The following is a 16,938-nucleotide window of genomic DNA, read 5'->3' on the forward strand; positions in this document are numbered from 1 at the left end:
CCATTAGTCTACGGCGTGTTGCGTGCTATTATTATTTGGACGCCCACTAAAGGAAGTACAATTTAACTATGTCGGCAGAAAGGATTAAGAAGTCATCTTTACTAAGCAGTATCCTAAAGGCGCTTGGGCTTCCTTTTGTTATTTTTGTGATTGGCTATTTGTATGCCCTTCAGCTTGATAAAGAATTTCAGGTAGAGCGGCAGATTCAGGTACAAAAGGCCGTGGAAGAACGTCTTGAACGAGTAAGTGAAGGTGTGGCTGAGCGCGTTACATTCTACTCTCGCGGTATTTCAAGTTTAAAAGCGGCTATATCTGCCTTTGGTACTGACAATCTGAACTATGCCTTTATGTATAATTATGCAGAGAGTCAGGATTATCGTACTAAATACCCTGGTGCTAGGGGGCTAGGTTTTATCAAACGAGTAGCGCATTCTGATATCACATCCTTTGTTCCGCAGGCTGCGAGTGATAGGCCAGATAACGTGTTTTCGGTAAAAACACTTAGGCCACATAGCAATAGCGCATACATCATTCAATACATCATGCCTGAAGAGGTGAACCTTCAGGCAATTGGACTCGACATTGGTTCTGAAACCATGCGGCGTACATCCGCTGATATTGCCTCGCAAACAAATTCGGTGCAGCTCACTGCGCCTATTACATTGGTTCAAGCTGACAACAAAGCTTATCAAGGTTTTTTAATATTACAGCCCGTTTTCAAAAGTGTTAGCCCTCCACAAGATGAGCAACAGCGTTTGGATGCAACAGTGGGCTGGACATATGCTCCTCTTTTAATTGAAGAAGTGCTGTCGTCATTAAGCAGTTTGAGAGGTGACGTGCAGTTAACAATTACCGATATTAAACACAGCTCCGATACCCCGTTTTTTGTTTCAACGTCAGAGTCTGTATTAACAGGCTATTCGGCTAGTCAAACGCTGCCGTTATTTGGTCGGGAATGGCAGTTAACGCTAACTGCGGATGAAGGGTTTGTTGCTAATTTACCACTTCCCAAGCAAAACCAAGCCTTCACCAATGCGATGGTGGTTGTAATTATTCTCATGCTTATTGCCTTTAGCGTGCAGTTAATTATTAACCGGCAGAATGAAGAGAAGGAGTTTAAGCGCAAACTGATATTGGCAAACCAAGAGGCGCTAAAAACTCACAATGAGCGACTTGAAAGAGAAGTAGAAGCGCGCACGCAAGCAATGGTGAAGTCTACTGTATTGCAAAAAAGTATACTTAAAGGGGCTGGTTATGCACTTATTGCAACAGATGAAGAGGGTATAATCACGGTGTTTAACCCAGCGGCAGAAAAGTTACTTGGGTATTCTGCCGAAGAGATGCTTCATAAACATACGCCAGCAACTTTTCATCTAGAAGAAGAAGTGGTGGAGCGAGCACAGCTACTGTCGAATGAAATTGGCGACACTATTGCGCCTGGCTTTGAAGTGTTTGTTTTCAAAGCGCGACAAGGCAATACCGATACAAAACGTTGGACCTATGTGCGCAAGGATGGCAGCCAAGTACCAATAAAGCTGAGTGTGACAGCACTTCAAGATGAAAGTGGCCAGCTGTTTGGTTTTTTGGGGATAGCGTATGATCTCTCTGAACAGTTGGCACGAGAGCACGAATTACGATTAGCGAAAGAGCAAGCCGAGAGAGCGAACGAAGCAAAATCTCGTTTTCTCGCCAACATGAGCCATGAAATTCGCACGCCAATGAACGGCGTTTACGGCGCCTTACAAGTACTTAAAGAAGCCGTAGTCGATAGCAAAGAAAAAGGCCTTATCAATACCGCCATTCACTCGTGCCGAGCCCTTACCACCATCATCAATGACATACTCGACTTCTCAAAAATTGAAGCTGGAAAGCTGGTTATTGAAGAGCGTCCTTTTCAGCTAAGTGCGCTGTTAGATTTACTAGAAGCTGATTTAAATATAATGCGCGGGAAAAAGCCCATTGAACTGAGCTTTACAAATCAAACCACGCACGATGTGTGGACTGGTGATGCAGTAAGAATAAATCAAATAATGCTTAATATTGGCTCGAATGCCATTAAGTTTACTGACCATGGCAAGGTGAGCATTCAAGTTAAGCAAGCTACAGACAATACCCTGAAGTTTTTTATTACCGATACCGGTATTGGTATGTCACAAGCCGCATTAGATAGCTTGTTTAAACGTTTCGAGCAAGCTGATACGTCTACAACACGAAAGTATGGTGGCACGGGCTTAGGTATGGCAATTACTGATTCATTGGTCAAACTGATGAACGGTGACATTAAAGTAGTTAGCACGCCTGGGCAGGGCACCAAATTTATCGTGTCAATTCCGTTAGTTCCCAGTATTGAAGAGCCTCTGGATGCGTCGGCTAGTGAAAGCGAAGAGCAGCCAAGTACGCTTAAAGGGACAATTCTTGTGGCTGAAGATAACGAGATTAACCGAACTGTAATAGAGGTAATGCTAGATAAAGATGGCCTTACTTTGTATTTCGCTGAAAACGGAAAGCGCGCAGTGGAATTAGTTAGTGAAGTAAACCCCGATTTAATTCTGATGGATATTCAGATGCCAGAAATGGATGGCATAGAAGCATGTAAAATAATTAAGTCATCGCATCCGCAAATTCCTATTATTGCTGTAACCGCCAATGCGATGGCAACAGATATTAGCCTGTATGAGTCGGTGGGGTTTGACAATTACCTCGCTAAACCCGTAGATATAGACATGCTTTACAGTGCAATTGGTGAGCATTTAAATTCATAATCGTTTAGTAAAGGGAGCGTTCTGTTGCGATATATCGTTGTTGCTATAAGTCTGCTGGTAAGTTGTGTGTGTTGGGCAACAAAGCCAATTCAAGTCGGTATTAGTCACTTCTGCCGATGCGCCAAAATCACCCATTATGATCCAAGGGCCCATGCCCATTGAAGCAGAATACTTTGCTAGCTTGCTCAAGGATGTGCGTATTGAACAGTCGGGCAACGCGACATTTTACATCGGTACGCTTAATCAGTACCCCGTAGTGGTGGCGAAAACAGGTAAAGGGCTTGAAAATACCGCGGCAGCGACGGCCATTGGTATTGAACGCTATCGTCCAATTGCCATAATTAACCAAGGCACTTCTGGTGGTCACGACCCAAGTTTGAATGTAGGCGATATTGTTTTAGGCAAGCGTGCTGTTAATGCAAGTAATTTCAAAACTGCGCGTTTAGCCAAAGGGCAAGGCTCTGAACCCATGCAGTGGTTACCTATGGATATTATGGCGTCTGAGGGTAGTGCAGGGGAAGGTGACAGTGCCGCAGATGCAGAAAAAATTCGCTACTACGCAGGCAATGCCGACTTACTCGCAATTGCACATTCGGTAAAAGGCAAATATGAACGCGGGAAGGTAGTAGAAGGTACCATTGGTAGCGGCAATTTTTGGAACAACGAGTTAGATCGCATTGCTTGGTTACATCAGCATTTAGGAACCAGCGTGGAAGAAATGGAAACCTCAGCCGCGGCGCAAATTGCGTTGGCTTATGATGTGCCGTTTCTAGGTATTCGGGTACTGTCTAACAATATTACCAATGGCGGACATTACGACCCCACAACGTCGGTAAGTTGCCAACAGTTTGTTAAAGTCGTAGTGCTGCAGTTTATTGAACAGCAGGTGGGAAAAGTAAGTACAAGTAAGTTCAAGTAAGTACGAGTAAGTCTTGCCTGTAACTTTACCCACACTACAAAAACGATGACACCGATTTGTAAAGCTCTGCTGATCTTTCCTTAGATTGCGGGCCTAGTGCTTGTTCTTCGTTGGCCCGTTCATTGGCTTGGCGCAGCAATTCTTGAAGGGCTTCTTTTAACGTTTCTAGCTTGTCTTGCAGTTCAATAAGTTCTTTCTTTTGCGATTCGCTCAACGGTTTTTTAGCACTAAGGGCTTCAATGGCGTCTTCGGTTTTTTCAATTTCTTCTTTCAATTCGTCCATCTTTCCTTGATCCACACCTAACCGGTTTAACAAAACCCGTTCAAATGCTTCTTCAAGAAAGGTTTTAGGGCGCTCTCCACCGGCAACAGCGGAGTCATTTACGCCTTCTTTGGTCGCTTCGGCGGCAAGTTCCTGCCCCTCTTTATAGTCAACAGCGGCTTGTGTATTCGTATCTTGCTCTGCTGAGGTAGTGCGGCTTCCTTCACCGTACAGCGATTGCCAGCGGTCGTAGTCTGACTTAGTTACAATCATAATTAATCCCTAAAATGTGCTGAGTGCCTGTAGAAGTAAAGACTGAAATAACGGCTAATGAGTTAGCTAGACTCGTAAAGTCTTTCGCAAGTTATTCGCACTTTATTATTCGCAAATTATGTCGCAAATTATGTGCCTGTTTGAAAAACCGAAAACGCATTAATACTTGGATTAGCTTTCGGGACCTATGTAATTTGTATTAAGTGTGAGTTGTATAACGAATATTTGATTTTCTGATGTTAGGGTGCGAATACATTTGCTTTTTAAATGTATTGATAAATATTTCCAATTTGTTGCATAAAGGTTAGCTCACTATACTCAATGGCGTTTTCTACCTTTCAATTCAAAAAGAGTATGTGGAATGTCTAACACCACCGCCCTACACGCAAAGCACCTAGAAGCAGGTGCGAAAATGGTCGACTTCTTCGGCTGGGATATGCCAATTAACTATGGTTCACAAATTGAAGAGCATCACGCTGTGCGTCAAGACGCAGGTATGTTTGATGTATCTCACATGACCATTGTTGATGTTAAAGGCGCGCAAGCGAAAGCTTACCTGCAGTACTTGTTAGCTAACGACGTAGCTAAACTAAAGGAAAAAGGCAAAGCGTTATACAGCGGCATGCTTAACGAAGAAGGTGGTGTTGTTGACGACCTGATTGTTTATCACTTTGACGAAACAAACTATCGCCTAGTGGTTAACTCGGCAACACGCGAAAAAGACATGAACTGGCTGATGAGCAAAGCGGAAGGTTTCGACGTAACGATTACCGAACGCCCTGAGTTTGCCATGATTGCAGTACAAGGCCCTAACGCAAAAGAAAAAGCGGCTACACTTTTCAGCGCAGCGCAAAAAGAAGCGGTAGCCGGCATGAAGCCTTTCTTCGGTGTACAAGCTGAAGACTTGTTCATTGCTACAACTGGTTATACCGGTGAAGCAGGCTACGAAATTATGGTGCCATCTGAGCAAGCACACAGCTTCTGGCAAGCACTATTAGACGCTGGCGTTAAACCATGTGGTTTAGGTGCTCGTGACACGCTTCGTTTAGAAGCGGGCATGAACCTATACGGTCAAGATATGGACGAAACGGTATCGCCACTTGCCGCTAACATGGGCTGGACAATTACATGGGAGCCTGCTGATCGCGATTTCGTAGGGCGTAAAGCACTAGAAGCACAACGCGAAGCGGGTACCGACAAGCTAGTAGGCTTGGTGATGACTGAAAAAGGCGTTCTACGTCATGGTCTTAAAGTGAAAACCGAAAGCGGCGAAGGTGTAATTACCTCTGGCACATTCTCTCCAACATTGGGCCACTCAATAGCTATGGCACGAGTACCAAGTAATGTTGGTGAGACAGTTGAAGTGGAAATGCGCAAAAAGTGGGTTACAGTAAAAGTGGTTAAGCCCTCCTTTGTACGCAATGGAAAAAGTGTTTTATAAGTTAACAGAGAATAACAGGAACGATTATGAGCAACATCCCAACTGATTTACGCTATGCCGCTACGCACGAATGGGTACGCCCTGAAGGTGACGGTGTTTTCACGGTAGGTATTTCTGAGCACGCACAAGGCTTACTTGGCGACATGGTTTTTGTTGAATTGCCAGATGTAGGCGATGCAGTAAGCACTGGCGACGATATTTGTGTTGCTGAGTCGGTAAAAGCAGCGTCAGACGTTTACGCGCCTATTTCAGGTGAAATTGTTGAAGTAAACGAAGCGCTAGAAGACTCGCCAGAGTTAGTAAACTCTGACCCGTATGGCGACGGCTGGTTATTCAAAATTAAAGCTGACGACGTTGAAGAAGTAGAAGGTCTACTTGACGCGGAAGGCTACGAAAACAGCATTGACGAAGAGTAATTCGTTACACGGTTTTCTTTCGATACACATTTAAAAAAGGGGCATGAATAATATTCGGCCCCTTTTTAAATTCAAGATTTAACGACGCCCTTGCGGCAAACATTACGAGTGCTTAACAACGTTATGTCGAATACTTCTCCTACATTGGCTCAATTAGAGCAAAAAGATACATTTATCCGCCGTCACATTGGCCCGGGTAAAGGCGAAATTGAAGAAATGCTGTCTGCTATTGGTGCAAGCTCATTAGACGATTTAATTGAGCAAACGGTACCGGCAGGTATTGCGCTACCAGAGCCACTAAAATGTGGTGAAGGTGCGACAGAAGTTGAAGCATTAAGTGAATTAAAAGCCGTTGCACAAAAGAACAAAATTAACCGTTCTTTCATTGGTATGGGTTATTACGACACACACGTACCAAACGTTATTCTTCGCAACGTGCTAGAAAATCCAGGTTGGTACACCGCATACACGCCTTACCAGCCAGAAATAGCACAAGGCCGTTTGGAAGCTATTCTTAACTTCCAACAAGTGACCATCGACCTAACAGGCCTTGAGTTAGCATCAGCATCATTGCTTGATGAAGGTACTGCGGCAGCCGAAGCTATGGGCCTTGCCAAGCGTGTATCTAAAAACAAAAAATCAAATGCGTTCTTTATTGCCGATGACGTTCACCCGCAAACTATTGACGTAGTAGAAACTCGCGCGGAAATGTTTGGTTTTGAAATTATTGTAGGTGCAGCAGAAGATGCAGCGCAGCACGATGTATTTGGTGCACTACTGCAATACCCAAGCACCACTGGTGAAGTAAAAGATATCAGCGACATTATTGCTGCGGTACAAGCAAACAAAGGTATTGTGGCAGTAGCGGCAGACCTGATGAGCTTGGTAATGCTTAAATCACCAGGCGAGCTAGGTGCAGACGTTGCCCTAGGTAGTGCACAGCGCTTTGGTGTACCTATGGGTTATGGCGGCCCGCACGCGGCATTCTTTGCAACACGCGATAGCTATAAGCGTTCACTACCAGGCCGTATCATTGGTGTAAGTAAAGATACTCGTGGTCGCCCAGCTCTGCGTATGGCGCTACAAACGCGTGAACAGCATATTCGTCGTGAAAAAGCGAACTCAAATATTTGTACTGCGCAGGTACTTCTTGCCAACATGGCAAGCTTCTACGCGGTTTACCACGGTCCACAAGGCCTTAAAACCATTGCTGAACGCATTCACCGCTTTGCTGACATTCTTGCTACTGGTTTAAATCAGAAAGGCGTAGCCCTTAAGCACAGCACGTACTTCGATACGCTTACTGTAATGGTAGACAACAAAGAAGACGTACTAGCAAAAGCATACGCAAAAGGCATGAACCTGCGTGCAGACCTTGAAGGCGCAGTAGGAGTGTCGCTAGATGAAACCACAACACGCGAAGACATTGTTGCGCTGTTTGACGTTATCCTAGGTGAAGGTCACGGCTTGACTGTAGAAGGCCTAGACGCTGAAGTGACTACACAAGACGTGAAGTCTATTCCTGAAGCGCTAGTTCGTACCAGCGATATTCTTACCCACGAAGTATTTAACCAGTATCACTCTGAAACTGAAATGCTGCGTTATATCAAGAGCCTTGAAAACAAAGACTTGGCACTTAACCACTCAATGATTTCATTGGGTTCGTGCACCATGAAGCTAAACGCAACGGCTGAGATGATCCCAGTAACATGGGCTGAATTCGGTCAGCTTCACCCATTTGCACCACTAGACCAAGCAACAGGCTATCAAGAAATGATTGCCGAGCTTGCTGAGTGGCTAATTAACGTAACCGGTTACGACGCACTTTCAATGCAGCCTAACTCTGGTGCGCAAGGTGAATACGCAGGCCTATTGGCTATTCAGCGTTACCACGAAAGTCGTGGCGAAGGTCACAGAAACGTGTGCCTAATTCCAAGTTCTGCCCACGGTACTAACCCTGCGTCTGCGCAAATGGTTAGCCTAAAAGTGGTAGTAGTGGCGTGTGATGCTAACGGTAACGTAGACCTTAACGACCTTCGCAAGAAAGCGGAAGAAGTGGGCGAGAACCTATCTTGCGCCATGATCACATACCCGTCTACTCACGGTGTATATGAAGAAACTGTACGCGAAATTTGTGACATTGTTCACCAGCACGGCGGTCAGGTTTACATGGATGGCGCGAACATGAACGCGCAGGTGGGCATTACTTCACCTGGTTTCATTGGTTCAGATGTATCGCACCTTAACCTACACAAAACCTTCTGTATTCCACACGGTGGCGGCGGCCCAGGTATGGGACCTATTGGTGTTAAGTCGCACCTTGCGCCTTTCTTGCCAAACCACTCAGTAGTGAACATTGAAACAGCAGGAAAAGACTGTGGTGCAGTATCGGCAGCGCCATGGGGTAGTGCGTCTATCCTGCCAATTAGCTACATGTACATCAAAATGATGGGCAGCGCAGGCCTTCGCCGTGCAACCGAAGTGGCAATTCTAAATGCAAACTATGTGGCTAAGAAGCTAGAAGGGCACTTCCCAGTGCTTTACAAAGGCAACAATGGCCGCGTAGCGCACGAATGTATTATTGACCTTCGCCCACTAAAAGAAGCAAGTGGCGTGACTGAGCTTGATATTGCGAAGCGCCTTAACGACTACGGTTTCCACGCGCCAACTATGAGCTTCCCAGTAGCGGGTACGCTTATGATAGAGCCAACCGAGTCGGAAGCGAAGTACGAACTAGACCGTTTCATTAACGCGATGGTTAGCATTCGTCAAGAAATTGCGAAAGTGGAAAGCGGCGAGTGGGATGCCACTGACAACCCATTGCACAACGCACCACATACATTGGCTGACATCTGTGACAGCGACTGGAACCGCAGCTACGACCGCATGTTAGCGGCGTACCCAGCTCCAGAAGTTCACAGAAACAAGTTCTGGCCAACGGTTAACCGTATTGATGATGTTTATGGCGACCGTAACTTGATCTGTTCTTGCCCTAGCATTGAGAGCTATGTTGAGGAATAGGGTGGTGTCGACCTCGAATAAAGATTGCAACTATCGGAATTAAGTTTGCAACTCAAATAAAGTTTGCAACCGATAGTTGAATCTTGAGGTCGGTAAATATGAAAAAGCGAACCAGAAATGGTTCGCTTTTTTGTTATAGGTCCTAGTGGCTTGATTCAGAAATAGCTAAATTTCATTGTTTTTGCATTACAATGGGGTAATAACTTCAATATCTTCATTTAAACAGGTATTTTCTTCTATATCTCTTAAAAATAAGTCCCATGTGCCAGGTTCAACTCTTCTGGAGCAATATGATACCGCACACTTTAAGAAAACTTTTGAAACACTTAATAGAGCACTTATAAACTGATCTAAGAGTTCAGAGTTATTTTCTCCATACGTGAGAAATAGCGAATCTCGATAGTTTGATTTTCCTCTGAAGCGCTCTGCTTGTACAAGAAAGTTAAAACAATTTTCAGATAAAATAGAATCTCGAAACTGTTGCGCTTTTTTTGTTCTAAAGTTATCTACGTCAAGAGATTTGAACTCATCCATTTCTTTGATTGATGTTTCTTTTTTCCATAACTCATACCCATGCGTGCCTTTCAAATAAGATAAAACGCCACTAAGTGCCATAGTCGCGTCCTTTACTGGGTGATCTAATGTATAGGAATTAGAACCACGATAGTTTTTAATAAGAGTCTCTGCATCTTTTTTACTAAAGTAGGTACATTTAAACTAAATGTAGATATTATAAGTTCATTATCTATGATGGTTTCTTGCCATGTTTCACTTAAAAGTTTTAAATCATTATGGGTATCACTAATTTCATCATCATAGAACGATGCAATCATTGCTTTAGCAGAAAATAGAATTGAATCGTGCCAGCAAATTATCGCTGAATTACAAATGTCCTGTTTGAACTCAACATCATTATTTAATGCATTTAATGAAGCGATATTTTGAAAAGCAAAGTGAATATTTTCAAATACGAGCGTATCTAATTGTCTACAGTTTATTGGAAATCTCATCAATGTCATGGTGTTATTTTGGGGGGAAAGGTCAACACCTCTCATTGCGTATTTCAGTACCAAAGACCAGTTCAAGTGCTTAACGACAACTACTTCACTGACTTTTGAAAACCATCCATTTGACACATTTGCAACTAGCCATAAATACAGCTGACACAGTGGGTAGTAGTACATAGCGTTAATTTTTCCTATACCACGATTTTTAAGGAAAGGCTGTTAATACTTTAAAAATTTGACAAATCTAATTTCTTTGAATTAACTTAATGCTCGAGCCCTTCGTAGTTAGCAATGGCATTTTTCTAATTGATTGGTAACTTAAAGTGTTTATTGCGGGGCGAGTTTATGCCAAGGATGCTAACTCAAGATATCTTTTCTTTCCCAAGGCTGGCGTTTTTTGTGCGACAGCACCTACCCAGTCGTCTCTCAAGTAATAACAAAAAATGGTCTGCATTCCGCAAATTTGGTGATTTTTCAACGCTAGAATCACTAGTAGCCGTTGGTTGGGAATTAGATAGCCCACTTTTGCTTGTTGAGTCGCTAGGAGTAGGAATTAACGGGCGTTTCAGTCCTTCAAAGCCCAGCCATATATATTTAGAGCGTGAAATAGCGCAGCGATTCGAAACAGATCATGCCCTTCCTGAAGCTCAAACTCTCGTGGAGTCTACTATTTTGCATGAAATAGTGCATTGGGGAGATCACAAAGATGGGTGGCACAAGCGGCCAGAAGCCGGTGTGAGTTTTGAAATTGAGGCATATGGCAAAAACATCATGAGGTACTGGGGGCGCGGAGGAGACACCGAACATTGTGACTCTGAGTCTCTTTATGACAATGATCAACGAATACAGCCAAGTTTTAGAGGTATCAGAAACCACAATCCCGGCAATATCGTGGTTACCGGCGACCGTTGGAAAGGTCTAGCAACAGTGGCCCAAATGAATGAAGTTCAAAAACAAGAGCGTCGTTTTTGTGTGTTTATCGCACCCGAATGGGGGCTAAGAGCAATTTTTATTTTATTGCGAAACTACCAAACTAAAGGCTGTAAAACTCTATTTGATTACATTTCTCGTTGGGCTCCGGCCTCCGATGGCAATCATACATATGGATACGCAAATTTTTGTGCTGGACGGCTGAGAATTAAAACGTCAGACATTCTTAATATTCAAGATATAGACGTTCAAACTGCAATGGTTAAGGCTATTGTTGCTTTTGAAAACGGCAATTATGCGTACCCCAATATAATCATAGAAAAAGCGTACAAATTATCATTATGACAAGGAATAAAAGAATGAGAACGTTTCAAAAAGTAATCATTTGTTTAGTCTGCTCGGCGCTTTGGAGTTGCGCGATGCTGGATCCCTACGAGCCGCTAACCAAGTACTATGATGACTACTCGACCTTACCAGCTGATTCAATAACTTTGCCGCAGGCAGTGGGTTATGCCCGAGCAGTCAGAATGGATTACATTAAAAAAATTCAAGCTGAGAATAAAGATTTAAGTGAGCTGGGCATAGCGACTATGATTTTGGCGGGAGCTATCGGTGCTGACACCATTATCGATAGGTCTGATGATTTACTCACCATAGGCACTATCGCTGGCGCAACAGGTTTGAGTGCAGCCCAATGGCTTTCTGATGGTGACCGAACCAAAATTTATGCACTGGGAGCAAGAGCACTCACCTGTGCTGTGGAAGCTGTCGTGCCATTACAAGGAATTCAAATAAGTGATGTTTCGAACAAAAAAGCAGCATTGTTTGCAGAGCTTCGCAAAGTACAGGCTTTTTACTCGACGGCCATTCTATTGCAACAAAGTAACCTCAACTCACCCCTAAATTTGGTGATTGAGAAAAACTTAGCAGATGCCAAGGGGCAGATAACGGCTGCACAAAATATCTATAAAAACGGCGATATTTTACAAAGAAAAGTGCAATCAGCGGGTAGTAATCTGCAAGTCACCGTAGATGATATTAATAATAAAGTTCTAGCTGGTCTCACTGAAGGGCAGCGAGATATAGCTACTTTGCGTGAGACGATTAAAGGCTTAGTCGTTCAAGCCGGCGGTTTTATCGAAATTCCAGGGCAATCTTTGTTTACTTCGATTGATGCGGTTGCTGGGGGAGTCTCAAATGATCTACTTGACCTAGACGGCGGTCCAGGCCAAACAAGTTTAAATGATGTTATAGCAACACTCACTAGCTTAAAGGTAGCGTTGGCCGCACTGGATATTGCCGCTTTTGAATTGGAATCAATGATCGCTAGTGTTACCAATACATATTCAGATGAAAAATTAAAGGGATGTGGGGTTGATGTAGTAAGGCCTCTCAGTGTCTCAAAGCCTGAGATTGTGTTTGTCAAAGGGGTAGATTTTGTTGAGACATTTACCATCGGTGGTGGAAGCAAAAAATATTCTGCGAAAGCTGACCAAACTATTCCGGGGGTTTCCTTGGAACAATCTGAGCATTTCGGCGCTCGCGTAACAGTTAAAGCGGTGGGCAGTGAGCTAAAATTAGGTAATTATTCTATTTCCGTATCGGATGACACGGACCAAAAACAGTATGTTACGGTTAAAGTGATTGAACCCCCTCAGCAGGCTCAAGGCCCCAATTCTCCCGCCCCTGATGATGAAAAACAATTTTGTGAGAAACCTGAAAACAAAGAAAATTCGGTGTGCAATGTTCAGTTGTCGCTGCAACGTTTCAAATTGTTTGATGATCCGGATGCTAAAAACCTCGATGGGGAGTGCGGTGAAGATACTCTAAATGGGCTTCGCAAACTTCTATTATTGCTGAAACCCAGTGACGCTCTGCCAACGTTAGGATGTAACGAAACGACGATTGAGGAGCTTTCAAACAATATCAACTCCCTTTTCCCTTTTATCCCAATGGGGGCTCTCAATGAGTCTGGTTTGTTATTGCTTCACGCCAGAATGATGAAAGAAAGCAAACCAATCGATCAAGTGAGCCGCGATCCACTCGGGCAGGCTGAGGTTGATTTTCTCAACAGGGAAGTTGAAGGGACTGTTACTACTGTAAGTAAGCCTCAAGACTTTCGTGTGATGCTAAAGCGACAGTATTTCAAGACTTTTAAAAAGTATCTCGCAGGAAAGCTTAATGAGGCAGCATTTGACGCGAGTACACCTTGGACAGACGCAGATACCCAAGCGCTCGATAAAACCTCATATACCGCTCTGAAAGGAAAACTAACAACAAAAAGTAACCTCTATGACCTGATTGAAATCACTCCTACTCTGTTAGCACTGGAGCCACCAGGAGATGAAGGATGAGCGGGGATACTCAAGTAGCTTTTGGTGTTGGTATCTTAGATGTCATAATTGGACTTGCGTTTATCTTTTTTAGTTTAAGTGTAATCGCTAGCTATTTGTTGGAATCTCTTTATAGCGTCACACGCGAGCGCGCCAGGTTTCTGAAGAGAGCGGTAGCTCAATTAATTGACCAACGAAGTAACGGGCGAGTAATTGTTGGGGAATTAACAAGAGAGTTATTTACTCACCCGATCATAGCCAAAAAATCAGTTCGGATTGATAGCTCTGCTCGACTAAAAATTGCAGCTTCGGGGCCGGCATACTTGAAACCGCAAGATTTTGCCGACGCGTTACTTGCGGTTTTAGGTGAAAGGTACCCTCATCAACCATCAATAGTGGGCTATGCCGAGATGATAAGGCGCTTACCTCAACAAGAATCCATTAAATCGGTGTTAGCGGTATTGTTGGATAAAAGTGATTCTATTGGTGAATTCAGGCAGCACATCGCTGCTTGGTATGCCGATGGGATGGAAAGAGCGTCTGGTTCCTTCAAACGCCGTACTCAGTTGCCTTTGCTGATCATTGGCACTGTTTTGGCCGTGAGTATGGATATAAGCACGATTGAATATGCCAGCCGCCTCGAAAGCGATGGAGTTTTACGTAATGCTTTAGTGACGGAAGCCATAAATCAGGTCTCTGCTCATAAAAGTGAAGCGCCGGACATTACCAAAGAATACTTAGTGGATGTCTCTGAAAGTATCCGAGCATTCAATAATGATATGGCTAATTTTGGTAGCAACGTGGCCTTGCGCGACTTGAATAACAATTTGGCCGAGTTACTGCAAAGAGTATCCACCCAGCATGTTGAAAAAGACACTGATACCCCTCAAGGTTTCGATGAAAAAGACAGCACATTGTTGTGGCTAATGGGCTGTCTTATTACTGGCGTGGCAGTGTCCTTGGGTACCAGTTATTGGTTGAATTTCCTTCGTCTTATGATTTCAGTGCGCTCATCAATTCGACCCAATGACACCAGTACAGGGAGCTCCGCTAGTGAGGGCATAAATATTAATACGCCAAATGTTGCGGGTGCCCAAAGTGTAGGTGTTTCGAGTGCTTCATTTGAGGAATTGTTAGATGCAACAAGGTTAACCGAAGTGCAGGAGATTTTGGGGCTGGGTAGTGAAGAAGTTACTGGTACCATGTCTTTGGCCACTCGAGTAGCTCTTGATAATTGGCGAGATAACTTTGGGCTCCCCAAAGGAACACCGTTGACACTGGAAGAATATATGTTGCTGATAAATCCAAAACGCTGGAGCTAGTACCTACAACGCTTATCGAAATCAGTGCTGTGCGTAAAACTAGTGCATCGGAATCCACTCAGCTTTCTGAGCAAACTGCTCAGAGGGTTGCCGAGAGATACTTATGTGATGATTTTTAAAAGTAAGTTTATATGAGTGTCCAGAGTAACCTCATACAAAACGGTGTAAATAGATGGCGTGCGTAGTTTACTCCGCAATTGCAATTTGTCCGTTAGTTTTGAGTTACATTGCGATGTGTGATTCATAGAGATCATTTCAATATAATACGGCTCTATGAATAAAGAAATTAGACAGCGATTAAAGTGGATTGAGCTTTACGAAGAAACTAAAAATGCGGGTCTGGTTTGCCGCAGATGTGGTATATCTAGGCCCACCCTTCGTAAATAGTTAAATCGATATAAGGAAAATGGGCTAGATGGTCTTCAGGACGTTTCTAAGCCCCTCATACTTCACCAAACGTTCAAATGAACGCAGGTAGAGGAATGGATTCTAAGCCTGAGAAAAGAAAGGAAGCTTGGTGCACGTAGAATTCAAAATGAGCTCTTTCGCGAGCACAGTGTTCAATTATCGCTTGCTTCCATTCATAAAGTGCTGACTAGACATGACGTTAAACCAATAGTATTTCAACGGAAGAAAAAGACTTCATCCGTTACCAAAGATCTATTCCAGGTGACCGAGTGCACATGGACACATGCAAAATCGCTTCAGGAATTTAGCAATTTACTGCTATTTATGACTGCTCTAGATATCGCGTACTATATGCGTTTAATCGGAGGTCGGCAGCAAATACCCTTATTTTTATCGATAAAGTAGTCGAGGAAATGCCATTTCCAATACAGCGAGCATAAACCGACCGTGGTACAGAATTTTTCGCAGAGAAAGTTCAGCGAAAGCTGATGAATTATGCCATCAAATTCCGTCCTAACAAGCCTGGCTCTCCTTGCCTGAATGGCAAGGTTGTTACTGGAATCATAGTTCGTACTAATTTATATGCAGGCACGATACTGTAACACCACCACAAAATGAAACAGTTCATAAGTAGAATTTTCCATTAGTTGAAATAGGAAAATTGACGATGAGAATAAATCTAAGTTCACCCAAAAGCAAAAATACTGCTAGGGTTGGAATTATCTAAGCCTTTTGAATACAAAGCCTCGCACTCGCGGGGCTTTGCTTTTATGGGTTAGCTGTCTATTGGTCCGAAAATCTCAATACCTGATTGCGCCACTCTTGGGAAATATGCTGATATTTCACCATCGATCTGCTCTCTACAAAGCTCATAACTGCCAATCGTTTGTCTCATTTGATAAAAGTTTATGCCACCATCTCTTTCACTCAAGGCATTTACAACAGTATGGATAATCGAATTTGGGCATCTAAGGCCAAATGTAATATCGGTCATAGCAAGTGGAGAGTCATTTAATCCAATTTTATCAAAAAGCCTCCATTCATCTTCATATGCCCAAGGTGTTGCTTTTCTTAATAATACACTTTCGTCTAGCTGATTTTGGGCTTTAGGATCTTTATCAAGTATTGCTCTGGCGATTAGACTGGTATGCAGAATTCGATTATCGCTGTAAATTACTTTGCGAAGAGTAGGCTTTGGATTTCGATCTAAATTGTACCCGATGCAGAGTCCTTGGTGTTGATCACCATAATGGCTCCAAAGCAGCGAGTTGTCGTAAGTCGAAGAGAAGCAACAAACTCCTTTACGATATTTATTCAACAGTTCTCTTTGTATTTCACATCGTAACAGCCAGTTTTGCGCTTCTTGCTTACTCATCCCTTGTTCGTCGTAATCAGGGTTTGTAGCATAATATGCAATTCTAGTTAGTTCATCTTGTGCTGTTTTAGCGCCTAAATTAGTTGCGTAGCTTTTATTTCCGTCATTATTGATTTTTGCTGAATTCAAAGAAGTTAGTGTTTCTACTTCGACTCTATTTTTAACCAGTTCTGTTAAAATGGCGCTTAACTCTTCATCGGTTGAGTCAGACTGAATTGTTGGTTGGCAATCCATTGGATCATTAAATGAATTTGGGTTAGCGAAATACAACTGATCCATACAAAGGCTATCAATTGTTAGGTTGCTAAAACTTCTATATCGGTAAACTTTTTCTGGTTGTTCCATTTCAATGTACTACGTTAACGTTATCTTAATCAGTTAATCTACACTTTGTAGAATTCACTGTTAATAATTCTGTGAAATTATCTTCTGCTGTGATCCAATAATTAAGTGGGTTAACGTTTTAATT

At 43.2% G+C, this 16,938-nt stretch carries 12 protein-coding genes and 1 pseudogene; 9 read left to right on the forward strand and 4 right to left on the reverse strand.

Annotation, left to right across the window (positions count from 1 at the left end):
- Window positions 1-68 precede the first annotated feature (68 nt).
- Together EYR97_RS01225 and EYR97_RS01230 are read left to right on the forward strand one after the other, a co-directional pair.
- Entirely contained in the window at window positions 69-2,762 is a 2,694-nt protein-coding gene (locus EYR97_RS01225; RefSeq protein WP_131092024.1) for a CHASE domain-containing protein, read from the forward strand.
- A 64-nt stretch (window positions 2,763-2,826) separates the two neighbouring features.
- Window positions 2,827-3,681: a 5'-methylthioadenosine/S-adenosylhomocysteine nucleosidase gene (locus EYR97_RS01230; RefSeq protein WP_242634832.1), complete on the forward strand. Its 855-nt coding sequence runs from the start codon at window positions 2,827-2,829 to the stop codon at window positions 3,679-3,681.
- A gap of 34 nt (window positions 3,682-3,715) precedes the next feature.
- Here EYR97_RS01230 and EYR97_RS01235 read toward each other — a convergent pair whose 3' ends face one another.
- Entirely contained in the window at window positions 3,716-4,216 is a 501-nt protein-coding gene (locus EYR97_RS01235) for a hypothetical protein (RefSeq protein ID WP_131092025.1), read from the reverse strand.
- A 361-nt stretch (window positions 4,217-4,577) separates the two neighbouring features.
- Between EYR97_RS01235 and gcvT the strand changes: the two genes are divergently transcribed.
- The 3 genes from gcvT to gcvP all read left to right on the forward strand — a co-directional run bounded on the left by gcvT (window position 4,578) and on the right by gcvP (window position 9,094).
- A complete protein-coding gene (gcvT, locus tag EYR97_RS01240; protein WP_131092026.1) occupies window positions 4,578-5,657 on the forward strand; it encodes a glycine cleavage system aminomethyltransferase GcvT in 1,080 nt (359 codons plus the stop codon).
- A 26-nt stretch (window positions 5,658-5,683) separates the two neighbouring features.
- A complete protein-coding gene (gene gcvH, locus EYR97_RS01245; RefSeq protein WP_131092027.1) occupies window positions 5,684-6,073 on the forward strand; it encodes a glycine cleavage system protein GcvH in 390 nt (129 codons plus the stop codon).
- 123 nt (window positions 6,074-6,196) lie between these two features.
- Window positions 6,197-9,094 carry an aminomethyl-transferring glycine dehydrogenase gene (gene gcvP / locus EYR97_RS01250; protein ID WP_131092028.1) on the forward strand — a complete coding sequence of 966 codons (2,898 nt, stop codon included), beginning with the start codon at window positions 6,197-6,199 and terminating at the stop codon, window positions 9,092-9,094.
- A 186-nt stretch (window positions 9,095-9,280) separates the two neighbouring features.
- Here the strand turns inward: gcvP and EYR97_RS01255 are convergent, their stop codons facing one another.
- Window positions 9,281-9,709: a hypothetical protein gene (locus EYR97_RS01255; RefSeq protein WP_131092029.1), complete on the reverse strand. Its 429-nt coding sequence runs from the start codon at window positions 9,707-9,709 to the stop codon at window positions 9,281-9,283.
- 23 nt (window positions 9,710-9,732) lie between these two features.
- Window positions 9,733-10,278: a hypothetical protein gene (locus tag EYR97_RS01260; RefSeq protein ID WP_131092030.1), complete on the reverse strand. Its 546-nt coding sequence runs from the start codon at window positions 10,276-10,278 to the stop codon at window positions 9,733-9,735.
- A 168-nt stretch (window positions 10,279-10,446) separates the two neighbouring features.
- Between EYR97_RS01260 and EYR97_RS01265 the strand changes: the two genes are divergently transcribed.
- From EYR97_RS01265 to EYR97_RS22095, 4 genes and pseudogenes are all read left to right on the forward strand, one after another.
- Window positions 10,447-11,376: a hypothetical protein gene (locus EYR97_RS01265; protein WP_131092031.1), complete on the forward strand. Its 930-nt coding sequence runs from the start codon at window positions 10,447-10,449 to the stop codon at window positions 11,374-11,376.
- Between the two features lie 14 nt (window positions 11,377-11,390).
- Window positions 11,391-13,385: a hypothetical protein gene (locus tag EYR97_RS01270; RefSeq protein WP_131092032.1), complete on the forward strand. Its 1,995-nt coding sequence runs from the start codon at window positions 11,391-11,393 to the stop codon at window positions 13,383-13,385.
- On the forward strand, window positions 13,382-14,686 hold the full coding sequence (locus EYR97_RS01275) for a hypothetical protein (RefSeq protein WP_131092033.1): 1,305 nt from the start codon (window positions 13,382-13,384) through the stop codon (window positions 14,684-14,686). Before EYR97_RS01270 ends, EYR97_RS01275 begins: the two co-directional genes overlap by 4 nt.
- A gap of 273 nt (window positions 14,687-14,959) precedes the next feature.
- Window positions 14,960-15,645 (forward strand): annotated as a pseudogene (locus EYR97_RS22095) (helix-turn-helix domain-containing protein); the annotation flags it as partial.
- 224 nt (window positions 15,646-15,869) lie between these two features.
- On the opposite strand, the gene EYR97_RS01280 reads toward EYR97_RS22095, so the two are convergent.
- Window positions 15,870-16,814: a DUF2971 domain-containing protein gene (locus tag EYR97_RS01280; RefSeq protein ID WP_131092034.1), complete on the reverse strand. Its 945-nt coding sequence runs from the start codon at window positions 16,812-16,814 to the stop codon at window positions 15,870-15,872.
- Window positions 16,815-16,938 lie beyond the last annotated feature (124 nt).

Source organism: Alteromonas sp. KUL42 (assembly GCF_006538325.1).
In the GTDB taxonomy this organism is placed as follows: Bacteria; Pseudomonadota; Gammaproteobacteria; order Enterobacterales; family Alteromonadaceae; genus Alteromonas.

Coding starts and splice junctions, on each gene's coding strand:
- EYR97_RS01225 (WP_131092024.1), top strand. CDS start 69: ATGTCGGCAGAAAGGATTAAGAAGTCATCTTTACTAAGCAGTATCCTA.
- EYR97_RS01235 (WP_131092025.1), bottom strand. CDS start 4,216: ATGATTGTAACTAAGTCAGACTACGACCGCTGGCAATCGCTGTACGGT.
- gcvT (WP_131092026.1), top strand. CDS start 4,578: ATGTCTAACACCACCGCCCTACACGCAAAGCACCTAGAAGCAGGTGCG.
- gcvH (WP_131092027.1), top strand. CDS start 5,684: ATGAGCAACATCCCAACTGATTTACGCTATGCCGCTACGCACGAATGG.
- gcvP (WP_131092028.1), top strand. CDS start 6,197: ATGTCGAATACTTCTCCTACATTGGCTCAATTAGAGCAAAAAGATACA.
- EYR97_RS01255 (WP_131092029.1), bottom strand. CDS start 9,709: ATGGCACTTAGTGGCGTTTTATCTTATTTGAAAGGCACGCATGGGTAT.
- EYR97_RS01260 (WP_131092030.1), bottom strand. CDS start 10,278: ATGTACTACTACCCACTGTGTCAGCTGTATTTATGGCTAGTTGCAAAT.
- EYR97_RS01265 (WP_131092031.1), top strand. CDS start 10,447: ATGCCAAGGATGCTAACTCAAGATATCTTTTCTTTCCCAAGGCTGGCG.
- EYR97_RS01270 (WP_131092032.1), top strand. CDS start 11,391: ATGAGAACGTTTCAAAAAGTAATCATTTGTTTAGTCTGCTCGGCGCTT.
- EYR97_RS01275 (WP_131092033.1), top strand. CDS start 13,382: ATGAGCGGGGATACTCAAGTAGCTTTTGGTGTTGGTATCTTAGATGTC.
- EYR97_RS01280 (WP_131092034.1), bottom strand. CDS start 16,814: ATGGAACAACCAGAAAAAGTTTACCGATATAGAAGTTTTAGCAACCTA.